Source organism: Streptomyces sp. NPDC012835 (assembly GCF_042900885.1).
Lineage (GTDB): Bacteria > Actinomycetota > Actinomycetes > Streptomycetales > Streptomycetaceae > Streptomyces.
This window is the reverse complement of sequence record NZ_JBIBBW010000004.1, coordinates 323,437-340,083: the sequence shown is the minus strand read 5'-3', so window position 1 is coordinate 340,083 and position 16,647 is coordinate 323,437. Positions and strand designations below refer to the sequence as shown.

At 71.4% G+C, this 16,647-nt stretch carries 14 protein-coding genes; 7 read left to right on the top strand and 7 right to left on the bottom strand.

Annotated features, from left to right (window positions below; all coding sequences use genetic code 11):
• Positions 1–39: 39 nt before the first annotated feature.
• Both ACFY6S_RS19675 and ACFY6S_RS19670 read right to left on the bottom strand, forming a co-directional pair.
• A complete protein-coding gene (locus tag ACFY6S_RS19675; RefSeq protein ID WP_388819178.1) occupies positions 40–1,056 on the bottom strand; it encodes a 2-hydroxyacid dehydrogenase in 1,017 nt (338 codons plus the stop codon).
• Positions 1,057–1,094: 38 nt separating this feature from the next.
• Positions 1,095–1,895 carry a DeoR/GlpR family DNA-binding transcription regulator gene (locus ACFY6S_RS19670; RefSeq protein WP_388819175.1) on the bottom strand — a complete coding sequence of 267 codons (801 nt, stop codon included), beginning with the start codon at positions 1,893–1,895 and terminating at the stop codon, positions 1,095–1,097.
• 368 nt (positions 1,896–2,263) lie between these two features.
• Between ACFY6S_RS19670 and ACFY6S_RS19665 the strand changes: the two genes are divergently transcribed.
• From ACFY6S_RS19665 to ACFY6S_RS19650, 4 genes are all read left to right on the top strand, one after another.
• Positions 2,264–3,718 carry an FGGY-family carbohydrate kinase gene (locus ACFY6S_RS19665; RefSeq protein WP_388819830.1) on the top strand — a complete coding sequence of 485 codons (1,455 nt, stop codon included), beginning with the start codon at positions 2,264–2,266 and terminating at the stop codon, positions 3,716–3,718.
• Positions 3,715–4,413: a histidine phosphatase family protein gene (locus ACFY6S_RS19660; RefSeq protein WP_388819172.1), complete on the top strand. Its 699-nt coding sequence runs from the start codon at positions 3,715–3,717 to the stop codon at positions 4,411–4,413. Before ACFY6S_RS19665 ends, ACFY6S_RS19660 begins: the two co-directional genes overlap by 4 nt.
• Positions 4,414–4,415: 2 nt before the next feature.
• A complete protein-coding gene (locus ACFY6S_RS19655; RefSeq protein WP_388819170.1) occupies positions 4,416–4,673 on the top strand; it encodes a hypothetical protein in 258 nt (85 codons plus the stop codon).
• 211 nt (positions 4,674–4,884) lie between these two features.
• A complete protein-coding gene (locus ACFY6S_RS19650; protein ID WP_388819167.1) occupies positions 4,885–5,757 on the top strand; it encodes a trypsin-like serine peptidase in 873 nt (290 codons plus the stop codon).
• 118 nt (positions 5,758–5,875) lie between these two features.
• Here the strand turns inward: ACFY6S_RS19650 and ACFY6S_RS19645 are convergent, their stop codons facing one another.
• From ACFY6S_RS19645 to ACFY6S_RS19625, 5 genes are all read right to left on the bottom strand, one after another.
• Positions 5,876–7,915 (bottom strand): RICIN domain-containing protein, encoded by a 2,040-nt coding sequence (locus ACFY6S_RS19645; protein ID WP_388819164.1) that lies wholly within the window; start codon positions 7,913–7,915, stop codon positions 5,876–5,878.
• 121 nt (positions 7,916–8,036) lie between these two features.
• A complete protein-coding gene (locus ACFY6S_RS19640; protein WP_388819162.1) occupies positions 8,037–10,088 on the bottom strand; it encodes a beta-galactosidase in 2,052 nt (683 codons plus the stop codon).
• A gap of 116 nt (positions 10,089–10,204) precedes the next feature.
• Positions 10,205–11,548 carry an ABC transporter substrate-binding protein gene (locus ACFY6S_RS19635; RefSeq protein ID WP_388819160.1) on the bottom strand — a complete coding sequence of 448 codons (1,344 nt, stop codon included), beginning with the start codon at positions 11,546–11,548 and terminating at the stop codon, positions 10,205–10,207.
• Positions 11,549–11,636: 88 nt separating this feature from the next.
• A complete protein-coding gene (locus ACFY6S_RS19630; RefSeq protein ID WP_388819157.1) occupies positions 11,637–12,584 on the bottom strand; it encodes a carbohydrate ABC transporter permease in 948 nt (315 codons plus the stop codon).
• A gap of 2 nt (positions 12,585–12,586) precedes the next feature.
• On the bottom strand, positions 12,587–13,510 hold the full coding sequence (locus ACFY6S_RS19625; protein WP_388819154.1) for a carbohydrate ABC transporter permease: 924 nt from the start codon (positions 13,508–13,510) through the stop codon (positions 12,587–12,589).
• Between the two features lie 229 nt (positions 13,511–13,739).
• Between ACFY6S_RS19625 and ACFY6S_RS19620 the strand changes: the two genes are divergently transcribed.
• From ACFY6S_RS19620 to ACFY6S_RS19610, 3 genes are all read left to right on the top strand, one after another.
• Positions 13,740–14,855 carry a LacI family DNA-binding transcriptional regulator gene (locus tag ACFY6S_RS19620; RefSeq protein ID WP_388819151.1) on the top strand — a complete coding sequence of 372 codons (1,116 nt, stop codon included), beginning with the start codon at positions 13,740–13,742 and terminating at the stop codon, positions 14,853–14,855.
• A 91-nt stretch (positions 14,856–14,946) separates the two neighbouring features.
• Positions 14,947–15,540: an RraA family protein gene (locus ACFY6S_RS19615; protein ID WP_388819148.1), complete on the top strand. Its 594-nt coding sequence runs from the start codon at positions 14,947–14,949 to the stop codon at positions 15,538–15,540.
• 251 nt (positions 15,541–15,791) lie between these two features.
• Entirely contained in the window at positions 15,792–16,643 is an 852-nt protein-coding gene (locus ACFY6S_RS19610; RefSeq protein ID WP_388819145.1) for an SMP-30/gluconolactonase/LRE family protein, read from the top strand.
• The last annotated feature ends 4 nt before the right edge of the window (positions 16,644–16,647 follow it).

Sequence of the window (16,647 nt, the reverse complement as noted above, 5' to 3'; positions counted from 1 at the left end):
CTGCTGTCGAGAGCCGAACCCGCTGTGTGTGACGGAGCGTCAGGCGACCTGGTGGGCGAGTGGTTCGCCGCGCAGGTACCGCCCGACCTCGGCCGCCGCGATCCGGGCCGCGTTGTGCGCGACGGAGGTGTTGGCGCCCGCCAGATGGGGCGTCATGACGAGCCGGGGAGCGGTACGCAGCCGGGAGCCGGGCGGCGGCGGTTCGACGGCGAACACGTCGAGCCCGGCCGCCGCGAGCCGGCCCGACTCCAGCGCGTCGCACAGCGCGTCCTCGTCCAGGAGCGCGCCGCGCGCGCAGTTGACGACGACCGCGCCCTCGGGCAGCAGGGCCAGTTCACGGGCGCCGAGCAGGCCGCGGGTCTCGGGGGTCAGCCGGGCGTGCAGCGAGACGATGTCCGAGCGCCGCAGCAGTTCGTCCAGGTCGGCCACGGGCGTGCCCGCCGCGCGCAGGGTGCCGGGGTCCGCGTAGGGGTCGTACAGACAGACCCGCGCCCCCAGCGCGGTCAGGGCCCGGGCCACCCGGCTGCCGACCGCTCCGCAGCCGATCAGCCCGACGGTCGCCCCGTCCACTCCGGGGCCGCAGTTGTCGTACGTGTAGAACTCGCCCGCCCAGCGGCCCGAGGCGAGCGCGGCCGAGGTCTCGGGGATACGGCGCATCGTGGCCAGAAGCAGCCCGACCGTGTACTCGGCGGTGGCCGCGGCGTTGCGGCCCGGGGTGTTGCACACCCGGACGCCGTGCTCGCGCGCCGCGTCGAGGCTGACATTGACGGGCCCGCCCCGGCCGACGACCACCAGCCGCAGACCGGGGGAGCCTTCGATGACCTTCCGGGTGACGGGGGCCATCTGGGTGACGCAGACCTCCGCTCCGGCGAGCGCTTCGAGGACGGTCCGCTCGTCACCGGACGCCTCGTCCACCTCGGCGACCGGTCCGAACGGCGTCAGTGGCCACGGCAGACAGAGCCGGTCGATCGTATGACCGGCGCCGATCTCGGCCGTCAGCTCGCGGGCGAACAGTCCGGGGGCGACGAAGTGGTCGCCCGCGGCGAGGATTCTCATCGGCGGGGGTCTCCTTGGCGGTGGAGGGGTGTGCCTCGTCAGGTCGGAGCGAGCCGGTAGGGGACACCGCACTCGTCCAGGGAGCGCAGGGTGTCCGGTGGAGTGCGGTCGTCGATCAGTATCAGATCGAAGGCGGACAGCGGGGTCAGACGGTGCAGCGCGGTGCGGTCGAGTTTGGAGTGGTCGATCATCAGGACGCTGCGGTCCGCCGCCTTGAGCATGGCCCGTTTGACCGCGACTATGCGCTGTTCCTGGTGGAAGGCGAAGCCGCCGGACACCGACGACACGGACACGAAGCACAGATCGACCCGCAGCGCCTCGACGGCCTCCACGCAGGGCACCCCGAGGAACGAGTCGTGCAGCGGATCGTAGTCGCCGCCGAGGGCCATCAGATGCAGACCGCGCTCGACCGCGAGCAGATTCAGCGCCTCCAGGAAATTCGTCACCACGGTCAGCGGCTCGATGCCCGGCAGCAGCCGCGCCAGCTCCAGCGCGGTCGTGGAGTCGTCGATCATCACGGACATGCCCGGTTCGATCAGGGTGACCGCCTCGGCGGCGATCGCCTCCTTCTCGCGTCGCATGGAGGTCTTGCGGTAGGCGACGTTGCTCTCGAACACCCCGGAGGGCTGCGCGGTCACCCCACCGCGGAACTTGCGCAGGACGCCTTCGCGTTCGAGCTCGTCGATGTCGCGGTAGATCGTCATCACACTCACGCCGAAGCGCTCCGCCAGATCCGACGCCGACGCCGATCCCTCCGCCAGCACATGATCGGAGATCTCCCGACGCCGTCGCAGCGGGCCTCGCGGGCTCTCGTCCTGGGGCATTCGTCGGTCTGACATTCCTCGGTCCCGTTCCCACCTCAGTAACATCAAGTTCTGAGGATATAACATGGTTTTCTGATGTGCCGTCCGCAGTGTTCACCACCGAGGCGCACCGGTCAACCCTCCGGCCGATGCGCCGAAGGAGCCGGAACCACCTTTCCCACCAGGGGCGACAGGCCGGCCCGCCGCTCCGTGACGGTGGCCGGCGCGCCCGGCCGAACGCGTGGCCGCGGGTGTGAAATGCCGCGCGGGTGAAAGACATGAGGGGACGGGGAACGCGGCGCGTGCCGAGCACGGCGGGGAGCGCCGGACGACGAGAAGGCGGACCAGTGACGGATCTCGGGACCGACCAGGCGACGGCGGACACGCGCCACCAGGACGTGTGGATGGGCGTCGACCTCGGGACCCAGAGCGTGCGCGCCCTGGCCGTCACCGACGACGGCCGGGTCCTCGGACGCGGTTCCGCCCCGCTCACCGGCCACCGCGACGGCGACCGGCACGAACAGCACCCGTCCGACTGGTGGGAGGGCACCGTCACCGCGCTCTCCCGGGCCCTGCGCGGTCTCCCCGCCGGCCGGGTACGCGGCGTGGCGGTGTGCTCGACGTCCGGCACCGTCCTGCTGACCGACCCCGCTGGCGAGCCGCTGACACCCGCCCTGATGTACGACGACGGCCGGGCGGCGGCGCAGGCCCGGCGCGCCCAGGAGGCCGGCGCCGAGGTGTGGCGCGCGCTCGGCCACCGGATCCAGCCGACCTGGGCCCTCGCCAAACTGCTCTGGCTCACCGGCGATCCCGCCGAGGGACACCCGCCGGGCCGGCCCGGCGCCCGCGTCTGCCACCAGGCGGACTTCGTCACCACCCGGCTGGTGGGACACCCCGTGCCGACCGACACCAGCCACGCCCTCAAGACCGGCTACGACCTGATCACCGGCGCCTGGCCCGACGCCGTCCACGACCGGCTGGGACTCTCCGGCCTCGACTTCCCGGCCGTCGTCACGCCGGGCACCGCCCTCGGAACGGTGTGCGGCGCCGCGGCCGACCGCACCGGGCTCGCCGAGGGCACCCCCGTCGTCGCGGGCATGACCGACGGCTGCGCGGCACAACTCGGCTCGGGCGCCTGGGACGTCGGGCAGTGGAACACCGTCCTCGGCACCACCCTCGTCCTCAAGGGCGTCACCGCGACCCCGCTGCACGACCCCGCCGGAGTGCTCTACAACCATCTCTCGCCCGACGGCGACTGGCTCCCCGGCGGCGCCTCCAGCGTGGGCGCGGGCGCGCTGACCCTGGCCTTCCCCGGCGCCGACCTGGGGCACCTCGACCGGCTCGCCGCACACCGCGAGCCGGCGGGCGCCGTGTCCTACCCGCTGGTCTCGCGCGGCGAACGCTTCCCCTTCCTGGCCGCCGACGCGGAAGCCTTCACCCTCGGCAGGCCCGCCGACGACGCCGACCGCTACGCCGCGCTGCTCCAGGGCGTCGCGCTCGTCGAACGGCTCGCGCTGTCCTACGTCCGCCAGTTGGGCGCGCCCGTCGACGGCCCCGTCACCTTCACCGGCGGGGCCACCCGCAGCGGCTACTGGAACCAGCTGCGCGCCGACATCCTGGGCAGGAACGCCAGGGTCCCGGCGCAGACCGACTCCGCCCTGGGCATGGCGGTCCTCGCCGCCCGCGGCGTACGGGGCGAGGCCCCGCCCCGTGGCATGGTACGTATCCGTACGGTCCTGGAACACCGGCCACGGGTCGGGGCGCGGTTCGCCGAGCCCTTCGTCACGCTGGTCGACGCACTGGAACAACGCGGCTGGCTGCCTCCGGAGACGGCCGCCCACGCACGGGAGCACGGATGACACACCCACCACGCACCACGCTCCTCCTGACGCGGCACGGCGAGACCGTCTGGCACGAGGAGAACCGCTACGCGGGTGTCAGCGACATCGACCTGACCCCGCGCGGAGCCCAACAGGCCGAGGATCTCGGCGCGTGGGCGGCCGACGCCGCTCTGGACGCGATCGTGACCTCGCCCCTCGCGCGGGCCCGGCGCACGGCGGCGCCCGCCGTCCTGGCGACGGGGCTGGAGGCCCGCGTGGAGCCGGATCTGGCCGAACTCGGCTTCGGGCTCGCCGAGGGCAGAACCTTCGCCGAGGTCCGGGCGGCGCATCCGGAGCGCTGCGCCGCGTTCCTCCGCGACCCGGCCGCCCACCCGCTGCCGGGCGGGGAGGATCCCGGTGCCGGGGCGGCCCGGGGCGCCGCCGTCCTGCTCCGGCAGGCGGAGCGTCACCCGGGCGGCCGGGTGCTGGTGGTCGCGCACAGCACACTGCTGCGGCTGGTGCTGTGCCGGCTGCTCTCCATCCCGCCGAGCGAGTACCGCAGGGTGTTCCCGCTGATGCTGAACTGCGCCGTCACCGAACTGCGGGTGTCGGGCGGCCAGGTCTCCCTGATGTCCTACAACGTGCCCACCGCCCGGGCCCCGATCGGCGGCAGCACACCCGAACAGGGCCGGCGGCGTGCCCTCGGGCGCTCCCGCTCGTTGTATGAATCATGAACGTGCAACGCATTCTCACCGCCGCCGCTGCCGGCTCCGCGCTCCTCGCCGCCGTCGCCCCCGTCGCCCAGGCCGCCCCGGGCGACCTCGGGTCCACCCTGAACAGCACCGCGCAGACCGCCGTCGCCATCGGCACGGAGGCGAAGCCGGTGATCGACGGGGTCGCCGGGAACAAGGTCAACAAGAAGGTCGGTGCCGTCAAGAGCGCCGTCCAGGCGGGGACCGACGCGGTGAAGGCCGGCAACGACCTCCTCAGCTAGCCCGGCCGTAGCCTGCCCTTCCCGATCTGTTCGACCTTCTCGTACCGCTCGACAGAGCGGGACACCGGGAGCGCGATCCACGCGATCCGCCCCCGGTGTCCCGCTCTTCGTGTGTGCCGAGGCGTGGTTGCCCCCTGACGCACATGAGTCAACAATGCTCAATGCTCATGACAAAACACCGGAAGATCTTCGGTCACAGAGGGGACCCACATTGAGAAAGCCTCTCCTCGGCGCGCTCCTCGCCGTCCTGCTCATCGGAACAGGCGCCGCACCCGCTCTGGCCACCAGCCATGACACGGTCGCGGCCACCAGAACCACCCATTCCGCGACCCCGGCCCAGGAAGCCGTCGCGGCGGTCGACTTCGCCGGAACGGTGGCACTCAGCAACTGTTCCGGCTCCGTCGTCCGTACCCCCGGATCACTGTCCACCGACCCCGCCCTCGTCCTGTCCAACGGCCACTGCCTGGAGACCGGATTCCCCGCCGCCGGCCAGGTCATCGTCAACCGGGCGTCCACCCGTACCTTCACCCTGCTGAACTCCGCCGGCACCGGAGTCGCGACGCTGCGCGCCAGCAAGATCGCGTACGCGACGATGACCGACACGGACGTCTCGCTGTACCAGCTCACCAGCACCTACGCGCAGATACAGAGCGCGTACGGGATATCGGCGCTGGAGCTGAATTCCGTACGTCCCACCCAGGGCTCCGCCATCAAGGTGGTCTCCGGCTACTGGAAGCGCATCTACAGCTGCTCCGTCGACGGCTTCGCCTACCAGCTGAAGGAGGGCAGCTGGACCTGGAAGGACTCGGTCCGCTACACCTCCTCCTGCGACACGATCGGCGGCACCTCGGGCTCGCCCGTGATCGACAACGCCACCGGCAAGGTCGTCGCCGTCAACAACACCGGCAACGAGGACGGCGCGCGCTGCACCGTCAACAACCCCTGCGAGGTGGCCGAGAACGGTACGGTCACGGTGCGCCAGGGGATCAACTACGCCCAGCAGACCTACGGAATCGTGGCCTGCGTCGGCTCGGGCAGTCAGATCGACCTGAGCCGTACGGGATGCACGCTGCCCAAGCCGTGACCTGCTGACGCGGCACACCCGCACGGAGACACGACAGCGCCGCCGGGGTCCCGGCGGCGCTGTCCACGCGTCCCGCACCACTCACGAGGGGTGCGGGTCCACGGGAGGTGCGGCCCCGCTACGTCAGGTCGGTGACTCTCCAGCGCTGGTTCGTACCGGAGTTGGGCTTCCAGACTGAGACCCGGGCGCCCTCCGCCGTCGACTGCCCCGGCACCTCCAGCAGTTCACCGCTCGCGGCATTGACGAAGGTGTACGTGCCGTCGCCGGTGGTGGACAGGATCCACTGGGCGTGACGGCCCGGCTTGCCCTGGTCCCTCTCCAGCACCGCCGTACCGTCGCTGAGCGCCAGCCGGCTGCCGCCCGCCCGGTTGCGCAGCACATAGCGTTCCCGGTCGCCGCTGCCCTTCGAGACCTTCTCGACGCGCCAGCGCTGTCCGGCGTCGGTGGTGTCGCCGGTACGGATCACCGTGGAGGCGGCGTCGTCGGAGACGGCGAGCGACTTGCCGCTGCCCACTCCGGTGAGCCCGTAGGTGTGGCCCCGCCGGATCGGCGCGGCGTCCTTCGCGGCACCCGACACGCCGGTCACCCGCAGGGTGGTCACCGACCCCGCCGGTACGGTGACGGTCGCACCGCGCTTCGACACGGCGACCGGTGCCTTCCTGACGAGCGCGCCCGCCGAATCCGTGACGAACGGTGTCACCTGCGCGCCCTTGGCCACCTCGGCGAAGCCGGAGAGATCGAGGGTGACCTCGCGGGCGCTGTCGGTGTCGTTGACGTGCACGACGGTGGCCTCGCGCCCGGAGGCGGAGACGGCGGCCGCGCTCGCGGTGTCGTCCACCCGTACCAGCCGGTCGCCGGGGCGGATGAAGTGGGTGAAGTTCCGTGCCGTGTCGAACTTGGTGTTCGTCCGGACGGGACAGCTCTTGAGCGTGTCCTTCGCCGTGCAGCTGAACGGCACCTGGACGGCACCCCAGTTGCCGCCCTTCGCGGACTCACCGCCCGGCCTCATGTTGTCGTAGTCCTCCACCGGCTGCCAGAACAGCCAGGCGGTGGGCTCCAGTTCGCGCAGGTCGTCCACGATGTGCCGGGCGAGTCCCAGACCCGGCTTCATGCTGGTGAAGTCCTGGCCGTCGCCCCAGTCGCCGTCGACCTCACTCATCCACAGCGGCTTGTCCGCCGCCTTGGCGATGTCCCGGACGGTGGTCCTGCCGCCCGTTCCGTAGGTGTGCACATTGAGCTGCGCGACCAGATCCCGTACGTCCGGCGGGTACGACTCCCAGTTGCGGGCGAACGTCGTCGGGTTGGTCTCGTCCATGGCGGAGATCACCGCGTCGGTCTTCGACCTGCCCAACTTCCCGGCCAGCGCCTCGATGACCTGCCGCTGTCGCTCGGGACCGATGTGCGCTCCCTCCTGCCGACCGCCCACCGGCTCGCCGTCCGGGCCGAGCGTGGTGCCCCAGTAGGAGGTGTTGGGCTCGTTGAACGGGTCGATGGTGTCGACCTTGATCCGGCTCGACTTCTCCAGCCGCTCCACCGCGCCGGTCAGATAGGCCGCGAAGTCGTCCACCGCGTCGGACCGCAACTGGTCCTCGTCCGCACGGAAGTTCCCCGAGACGTACCCGCTCTCCGTCATGAAGTAGGGCGGCGAGTTGGAGAACGCCTCCCAGTGGGTCACGTCCTTCTTGATCCGGTTCACCCACCAGCGCTGGGTGGCGTCGGCTTCCGTGTTCCAGTGGGCGGGGTCGCGCGCCGACCACCAGTCGCGGTCCTCGCGGGTGGTGCCCTCGGGCGCCTGCCACCAGCCCTCGACCGCGCCGCCCGCGCGCAGGTAGTCCTCGACGTCGGGGGCGTTGCCGCCGCCGATGTTGTACCGGGCGATGTTCAGGGCCAGTCCTTCGTCGCCGAAGACCAGCTCGGCGAGGCGTTCGCGGATCTCCGCCGGATAGCCGCCGGTCGCGTTGGCGAACCAGACGAGGCTGGTGCCCCAGCCCTCGAACGCGTCCCCCCGGTAGGAGGGGTCGGGCCGTACGGTGACGGTGGAGGCGGCCGGGACCGCCGTGGCGGTCCCGGCCTGCGGGCCGCCGGCCAGCACACCACCGGCGGAGAGCACGACGGCCAGGGCCGCCGCCGGATACCGCGAGGTACGTGGTCTCTTCATCGTGAGGTAACCCCTTGTCCGTGTCGCGTCATCGGGACAGAACCACCGACATGTCGGTGCCGGTGTGGTGCCTGGTGCCGAACCTCCCGGGGGAATCTCCCGCGCCGGTCCGGCGCGGATCTCAGCGTCGGACCACCGCCACGCCACGTGGTCCGAGGACGATCGGGCCTTCGGCGCCACGGCGTTCGGATCCGGCCGTGGCGGCGATCAACCCGCCCGTCACGTCCGGGAGTTCCACGGTCTCGTCGGTGCGGTTGACCAGGAACCAGTACGTGGTGTCGCCCGCGCCCCGGACCACCAGCTCCACCCGGCCGCGCGCGGCCCCGGGCAGCTCACCGGCCACCCCGGCCTGTGCCAGCAACTGCCCGAGCACACCCCGCAGTCCCTCGGCGCCGAGCCGGGTGGAGACGTACGCGGCGGACCCGCCGCCCACCGGGCGACGGGTGATCGCGGGCCGGCCCGACTGGTCGCCCGTACGGTACGAGGCGAGCACCTCCACGGCGTCGTCCGTCACGGTGATCCGGTCGGTCCACAGCGTGCCCGTGGTGCCGTCGTCGAGCGCGACCCGCTCCCCGTCCAGCAGCGGCCCGAACTCCTCGATCCTGATACCGAGCAGCTCCCGCAGCGCACCGGGGTAGCCGCCGAGCCACGCGTGGTCGTTCTCGTCCACCACGCCCGAGAAGTACGTGGTGACCAGATGGCCCCCGCCCTCGACATAGCCGGTCAGCTCCTTGGCGAGATCGCGCGGCACCACATGCAGCACCGGCGCCACCACCAGGTCGTAGCCGTCCAGCGGCGCCCCCCGGTGGATCACGTCGGCCCGTACCCCCAGGGCCAGGAAGGCCGAGTACCAGTCCAGTGCCTCCTGGCGGTAGCGCAGCAGGGAGGTCGGGTGGGAGTCCTGCTCACTGGCCCACCACGACTCCCAGTCGAAGAGGACGGCCGCGCGCGCGGGCCGGGAGTGGGAACCGGCGACCTCGGACAGCTCTCCCAGCAGGGCGCCGAGCGAGGCCACCGAGCGGAACACCTCGCTGTCCGGGCCGGCGTGCGGGACCATCGCCGAGTGGTACTTCTCGGCGCCGGCCGCCGACTGGCGCCACTGGAAGAAGCACACGGCGTCCGCGCCGTGCGCCACATGGAGCAGCGCGTCGCGGGCCAGCTCACCCGGTCGTTTGGCCACATTGACCGGCTGCCAGTTGACCGCGCTGGTGGAGTGCTCCATCAGGAACCAGGGGCGCCCGCCGGAGAGCGACCCGGTGAGGTTCGCGGAGAACGACAGCTCGTCGAGCCGCTGCGGACCGGGCAGGGCGTAGTGGTCGTTGGAGACGAAGTCCACCTCCCGGGCCCAGTCCGCGTAGTGCATCCCCTTGGTCTCGCCCATCACCATGAAGTTGGTGGTCACCGGGGTGTCGGGAGTCAGCCGGTACAGCAGGTCGCGCTCGGCCCGCAGATAGTCCTTGAGCGCGTCCGAGGAGAACCGCTTGAAGTCGAGCTGCTGGGTCGGGTTGGGGTGCGAGGCGGCCAGCCGGGGCGGCAGAATCTGGTCCCACTCCGTGTAGCGCTGCGACCAGAAGGCCGTGCCCCAGGCGTGGTTGAGGGATTCGACCGTGCCGTAGCGGTCGCTCAGCCAGCCGCGGAAGGCGCGGGCGGCGTCGTCGGAGTAGTCGTAGATGTTGTGGCAGCCCAGCTCGTTGGAGATGTGCCAGGCCGTGAGCGCGGGGTGGTCGCCGTACCGCTCACCCATTTTCTCCACGAGCCGCAGCGCGTGGGCACGGAAGACCGGAGACGTGGGCCGCCAGTGCTGCCGGGCGCCGGGCCACACCGTCTCGCCGGACCGGGTGACCGGCAGGATCTCCGGGTGGAGCGTGGTCAGCCATGGCGGCGGGGAGGCGGTCGCGGTCGCCAGATCCACCGCGATGCCGCCCTCGTGCAGCAGGTCCATGATCTCGTCCAGCCAGCCGAAGTCCCATACGTCGGGGGCGGGTTGGATGCGGGCCCAGGAGAAGATGGCGAGGGAGACGATGTTCACCCCGGCCTCGCGCATCAGCCGGACGTCCTCGGACCACACCTCGCGCGGCCACTGCTCCGGGTTGTAGTCGGCGCCGTACGCGAACCGCGGTGTGCGGTCGTCGTGGGGCCGGCGCAGCCAGCGGGGCGACGGGACGCGGGTCATCTTGCTCCTCGGGGGATAGGTCGTGCCGGTGGAAACGCGGCCCTGGCGGACCTCGGGCACCGGGCGGTGACGGGCGGCGAGCTCGCCGCCACCCGTCATCGCCCGGACGACCGGCGTCACTTGACGGTGAAGCCCTGCTCCGAGCCGTAGGCGCGGGACTGCTTCTGCCAGGCGGCGAGACCGTCGCTCAGCGTCGTGCCGGAGACGTACGCCTTGCCGACGGTGTCGTTGAAGATCGAGTTGGCGTACACCTGGAAGGGCAGGTACGACCAGTCGGACGCGACCTGCGACGCCGACTGCGCGAAGACCTTGTTGATCTCCTGACCGCCGAAGTAGTCGAACTTCGTGTCCAGGAAAGCCTTGGACGTCATATCGGCGGTGGTCGCGGGGTAGGCGCCTTCCTTCACCCGGGACTTGACCCCCGCGCCGGCCGCGGCGTACTCGGTGAACGCGTAGGCCAGCGCCTTGTTCCTGCCCGCGGCGGGGACGGCCAGGGAGCTGCCGCCGCTCTCCGCGCTCGACTTCCCGCCCGCCGTCCACTGCGGCAGCGGGGCCACCCGCCAGTCGCCGGCCGCGCCGGGGGCGCCGGTCGTCAGGTTGGTGGGCATCCAGGCGCCGGTGGCCAGCGTGGCGATGGTGCCGTCGCCCAGCCCCTTGAACCACTCGTCGGTCCACGAGGTGACGGGCGCCAGCAGCTTGCCGTCCAGCAGCTTCTGCCAGGTCCTGGCGAAGGTGGCGCTTCCGGTGTCGGTGAAGTCGATGCCCACCGTGGTGCCGTCCACCTTGTACGGGCGGCCGCCGGCCTGCCAGATCAGGCTGGTCGCGAAGCCCGCCTCACCCGTGTCGGCGGTGATGTAGGTCTTCGGGTCGGCCTTGTGCAGCTTCTCGGCCGCCGTCACGTACTCGTCCCAGGTGGTCGGGACCGCGATCTTGTGCTGGTCGAAGACCTTCTTGTTGTAGTAGAGCGCCATCGGGCCGGAGTCCACCGGCAGCCCGTAGACCGCGTCGCCGGATGTGACCGCGTTCCAGGGGCCGGGCGAGTAGGTGCCGTCCAGCTTGTCCGCGCCGTACCCGGAGAGGTCGGCGACCGACTTGGCGAGGGAGAACTGGCCCAGCGCGAAGTACTCGATCTGCGCGACGTCGGGCACGCCCTTGCCCGCCGCGATCGCGTTCTGGAGGGCGGTGTACTCCTCCTTCGAGGTGCCCGCGTTGACGACCTTCACCTTCACCTTGGGGTGCGCGGCCTCGAAGTCCTTCGCGACCTTGGTCATGGTGGAGTCCCAGGTCCAGACCGTGAGGCTGCCGCCCTTGTCGAGAGCCGCCTTGACGTCGTCGGCGCTCCCCGAGCCGGTGTCGCTGTCGTCGGAGGACCCGCCGCAGGCCGTCAGGGTGAGGGCGAGGGCGAGTACGGAGGCGAGGCCGGCGCCGCGCACGCCGCGCCGGCGCGCTGTGTTGTACATCAGAGTCATCTCACTTCGTTGTCAGAGAACTACCGAACAGCTGGGAGGTCAGCGGGAGATCATCCGGATCCGGCGGTGCGCCGGCGGTTCACTCCTTGACGCTTCCGGCGGCGAGTCCGGACTGCCAGTACCGCTGGAGCAGCAGGAACGCGACGATCAGAGGAACGATGGTGAGCAGCGAACCGGTGATCACCAGGTTGAAGATGGCCTCGCCGCCGTTGGTCTGTGCCTGGGCGTTCCACGAGTTGAGGCCGAGGGTGAGCGGGTACCAGTCCGGGTTCTTCAGCATGATCAGCGGCAGGAAGTAGTTGTTCCAGGTCGCGACCATGGTGAACAGCAGTACCGTCACGATGCCGGGGGCCAGCAGCGGCAGGCTGACCGTGAAGAAGGTACGGATCTCGCCCGCGCCGTCGATCCTGGCGGCCTCCAGCAGCTCGGCCGGGACCGCCTCGGCGGCGAAGACCCACATCAGATAGAGACCGAACGGCGAGATCAGCGAGGGGATGATCACCGCCCACGGGGTGTCGGTCAGTCCCATCTTGCTGAACATCAGGAAGGTGGGGACCGCCAGCGCCGTACCGGGAACGGCGACGGCGCCGATCACCACCGCGAAGACGCCGCGCTTGCCGGGGAACTGGAATTTGGCGAGCGCGTAGCCGCCGAGCACCGCGAGGAGTGTCGCGCCACCGGCCCCCACCACCACGTAGAGCAGTGTGTTCAGCAGCCAGCGGACGAACACACCGTCGTTGTAGGTGAGGGTGTCCCCGATGTTGCGGAAGAACGCGAAGTCGCTGTCGAACCGGAGTCCGGCGGAACCGAGCAGGCCGCTCTGGGTCTTCGTCGAGTTGATGACGAGCCAGACGAGCGGCACCAGGGCATAGACCAGCACCAGACCGGTCAGCACGGTCAGCAGCACACTGCGGCGGGGGCGGTCGACACTGTGCCGTCGACCGGGTCGCGTCGCGCGCAGCCCGGTGCCGGGGCGTGGCGCGCGCTCCTTGCCCGGGGTGGCGGTGGCCGGGGCGGTGGCTCCCATCGTCACGCTTCCTTTCGCATGCCGCGGAGCTGGACGGCGTAAGCGATGATCATGGTGAAGACGCCCATGATGATCGCGACCGTGGCCGCGTAGTTGTGCTGCTGGCCGGAGAAGGCCAGCGAGTAGGTGTAGAAGTTCGGCGTGAAGTCCGTGGTGATGGTGTTGGGCGCCAGGTTCTTGAGGATGTTCGGCTCGTTGAACAGCTGGAAGCTGCCGATGATCGAGAAGATGGTGGCGATGACCAGCGCGCCCCGGATGGCCGGGAGCTTGATGACGCCGATGACCCGCCACTGCCCGGCGCCGTCGATCTCCGCCGCCTCGTAGAGCGAGCGGGGGACGACCCGGAGCGCCGAGTAGAAGATCAGCATGTTGTAGCCGACGAACTCCCAGGTCACGATGTTGCCGATGGAGGCGAGCACCAGGCCGGAGGAGAGCGGGTCGGGCAGCGACACCCCGAAGGCTCTGTCGATGTCGCCGACGAGGCCGAAGCGGGTGCCGTACATGAAGCCCCACATCAGGGCCGCGACCACGGCGGGCACGGCGTACGGCAGGAAGATCGCGATGCGGAAGAAGTTCCGGCCGTACAGCCGGCCGCTGTCGATGGCCAGCGCGACCAGCAGCGCGATCCCGAGCATCACCGGTACCTGCACGGCCAGGAAGAGCGTCACCCGGCCCAGCGCCGACCAGAAGCTCGGGTCCTCCAGGGCCCGTTGGTAGTTCTCGAACCCGACGAACGAGGTGCCGCCGACCAGTTGGGTCCGGAAGAGGCTCAGATAGACCGAGTAACAGATCGGGGCCAGGAAGACGAGGGCGAAGACTGCCATGAACGGTCCGATGAAGCCCCAGCCGATCAAGGCCCGCCTACGCCGAGGGCCCCGTGGCGGGGCGGGACGTCCCGTGGTGGAGGGCGGTGACAATGCCGTCATGACTGGTTCCTCGCTGGTCGTCCTCGGGGCACCCGGCACCCGGCAGCCGGATGGGAAAAGTACGTGAACAGGCCACGCCCCGATCTGGCCGCGGGCGACATGTTTACGTAAACATCTGTTGACGGGATGCTTACATTGGCTCCCGGAGGGCGTCAAGATTCACGGCGGGGTCAGTTTCGCCCCGCAGTGGCGCCGACTGCGGAGCGTGAGAGTGCGGGTGGAGGACATCATGGACAGCGCGGAGCCGGACCAACGGTCGTCGCAGGCCGGGGCGGCCGGGCCCGGCACCGCCGGGGCCGACCGCCGGGCGGACGCGGCGCCGCGCCGTCGCAGAGTGTCCATGGCGGACGTCGCCCGGCGGGCCGGCGTCTCCTCGCAGACGGTCTCGCGGGTGTCCAACGGCCATCAGGGCGTGGTGGAGACGACCCGTGAGCAGGTTCTGGCCGCGATGAAGGAGTTGGGCTACCGGCCCAACAGCGCGGCCCGCGCGCTCAAACGCGGTGAGTTCCGCACCATCGGCATCATCCTGTTCACGCTCTCGACCACCGGCAACGTCCGCACACTGGAGGCGATCGCCACCTCGGCGGCGCAACAGGGCTACGCCACCACACTGCTGCCGGTCGCCATCCCCACCCAGGACCAAGTACGCGGCGCCTTCACGCGGTTGGGCGAACTGGCCGTCGATGCCATCATTGTGATCATGGAGGTTCATCTGCTGGACGCCGCCACGGTCTCCCTGCCGCCCGACGTCGGCGTCGTGGTCGTCGACTCCAACGCGGGCGACCGCTACAGCGTGGTCGACACCGACCAGGCGGGCGGCGCCCGGGAGGCGGTGCGGCACCTGCTGGAGCTGGGGCACAGCACGGTCTGGCATCTGGCCGGTCCCGAGGAGTCGTTCGCCGCGCAGCACCGCGCCGACGCCTGGCGGGCCACGCTGCGCGCGGCCGGCCGCGAGGTGCCGCCGCCGCTGCGCGGCGACTGGTCGGCCGAGTCGGGATACCGCGCCGGGCTGAGACTGGCGCGGGAGCCGGGCTGCACGGCGGTGTTCGCCGCCAACGACCAGATGGCCCTCGGCCTGCTGCGGGCACTGCACGAGTCGGGCCGTGCGGTCCCCGGTCAGGTCAGTGTGGTCGGCTTCGACGACATCCCGGACGCGGGCTCGTACCTGCCGCCGCTGACCACCGTCCACCAGGACTTCGCCGAGGTGGGACGGCGGTGTGTCGAGGGCGCGCTGCGCCAGATCCGGGAACACACCGAGGAGCGCGGCACCACGCTCGTACCCACCCGGATGGTGATCCGGGAGAGCACGGCGCCGCCGCCCGAACGGACTCAGCCGACCGGCTGAACGGCCCCCGCACGCCGTGCCGGTTGCGTGGCTGCCGGTGCGTGGCTGCCGCCCCCCCCTGACCCCGCCCCCGCTCGCGAGAGGACTCCGCGTGACCGTATCCGTATCACCGCTCGACCCCGAGACCCGGGCGAGGCTGGCCGCGCTCCCCGTCGCCGACCTCGGCGACGCGATGGACCGTCTCAATGTCGTGGAATCCGCGATCGGGCCGGTGTGGACCGGCGCCCGGCTGGTGGGGACCGCCTGCACGGTGCTCACCACCGGCGGCGACAACAAGCTGGTCCGCGACGCCCTCGCCGTCGTCGGCGAGGGCGACGTCCTGGTGGTCAACGGCCAGGGACACACCGAGCACGCCCTCGTCGGCGAGGTGCTCGCGGAGCGGGCGCGCGCCCGGGGCGCGGTCGGGTTCGTGGTCGACGGCGCGGTCCGCGACGTGGACGAGCTGCGCGCCATGGGTTTCCCCGTCTTCGCCCGCGCCGTCACCCCGGCCGGCCCGTCCGCGCACGGACCCGGCAGGCTCGGGGTGCCCGTCGCGATCGGGCGCGTGGTGGTGACCCCCGGGGATGTGCTGGTGGCCGACTCCGACGGGGTGGCGGTGATCCCGCGCGCCGAGGTCGACGCCGTGCTGGCCAGGGCCGAGGACAAGCACGCGCGGGACGCCGAGCTGCGCGCGTCCTTCGCGTAGGGCGCGGGCCGGGTTTCCGGTACGGGGGGCCGGGGAGGGCCAGGAGCGTACGGCATCTCGCGGCAGCGTCCCGAGGCCCGCGCCCCAAGCCCTCCCTCGGGGCTCCCCGGCCGGGACGGGCATCGCGAAGCCGTACCGCCGGACCTGTGCCGGCAGCCCGCTCAAGAAAGCGTGATGGGCCCCCGACGAACTTCTGCGGGCAGCACTAGCATGCGGTGATCGTCGATGTGGTTTCTGCGAGAGGGGCGGGCATGCGCGCGGAGAACTGGACCGGAGTCGTCACCCATCACGGCGAGGGGCCGGGCTGGGATCCCCACACGGGACAGCTGAGAATCGTCGACATGCTGGCCGGGGACCTCCTCGCCTTCGACTCCGAGGGCACTTGTGTACGGCAGCACCTCGGTGACGTAGCCGCCGCCTGGCGGCCCCGAGCGTCGGGCGGTGTCGTGGCGGCCGTCGAGCGGGGCTTCGCCCTGATCGCCGCGGACGGCACGGTGAGCGCCGGGGAGGAGCTGTGGAGCGACGGCTCGATCCGGATGAACGAGGGCGGCTGCGACCCCGCCGGCAACTTCTACTGCGGCACGATGGCCTACGACACCCGGCCCGGCGCCGGCTCCGTGTACCGGCTGACGCCGGGCGGCGCCGTCTCCGTCGTCCACACCGGGGTGACCATCTCCAACGGCCTCGCCTGGGCTCCGGACGGCACCTTCGCGTACTACGTCGACACCCCCACCCAGTCCATCGCCCGCATCACCGTCGACCCGGTGACCGGCCGGTTCTCCACCCCCGAGCCCTGGGTCACCATCGACCCGGCCGACGGCGCCCCGGACGGCATCACCCTCGACGCGCGCGGCGGGGTCTGGGTCGCGCTGTGGGGCGGTTCCGCGGTCCGCAGGTACGCCGAGGACGGCACGCTGGACGAGGTGGTCGAGGTCGGCGCCCGCCAGGTCAGCGCCTGCGCGTTCGGCGGTGACGGCTACCGGCGGCTGTTCATCACGACCTCCCGCCAGGACGTGCCGGACGGCGAGGACCCGGCGGCGGGCGCGGTCTTCACCGTGGAGCCGGGGGTCGGCGGGGTCGCGCCGCTGATGTTCGCCGGCTGAACCC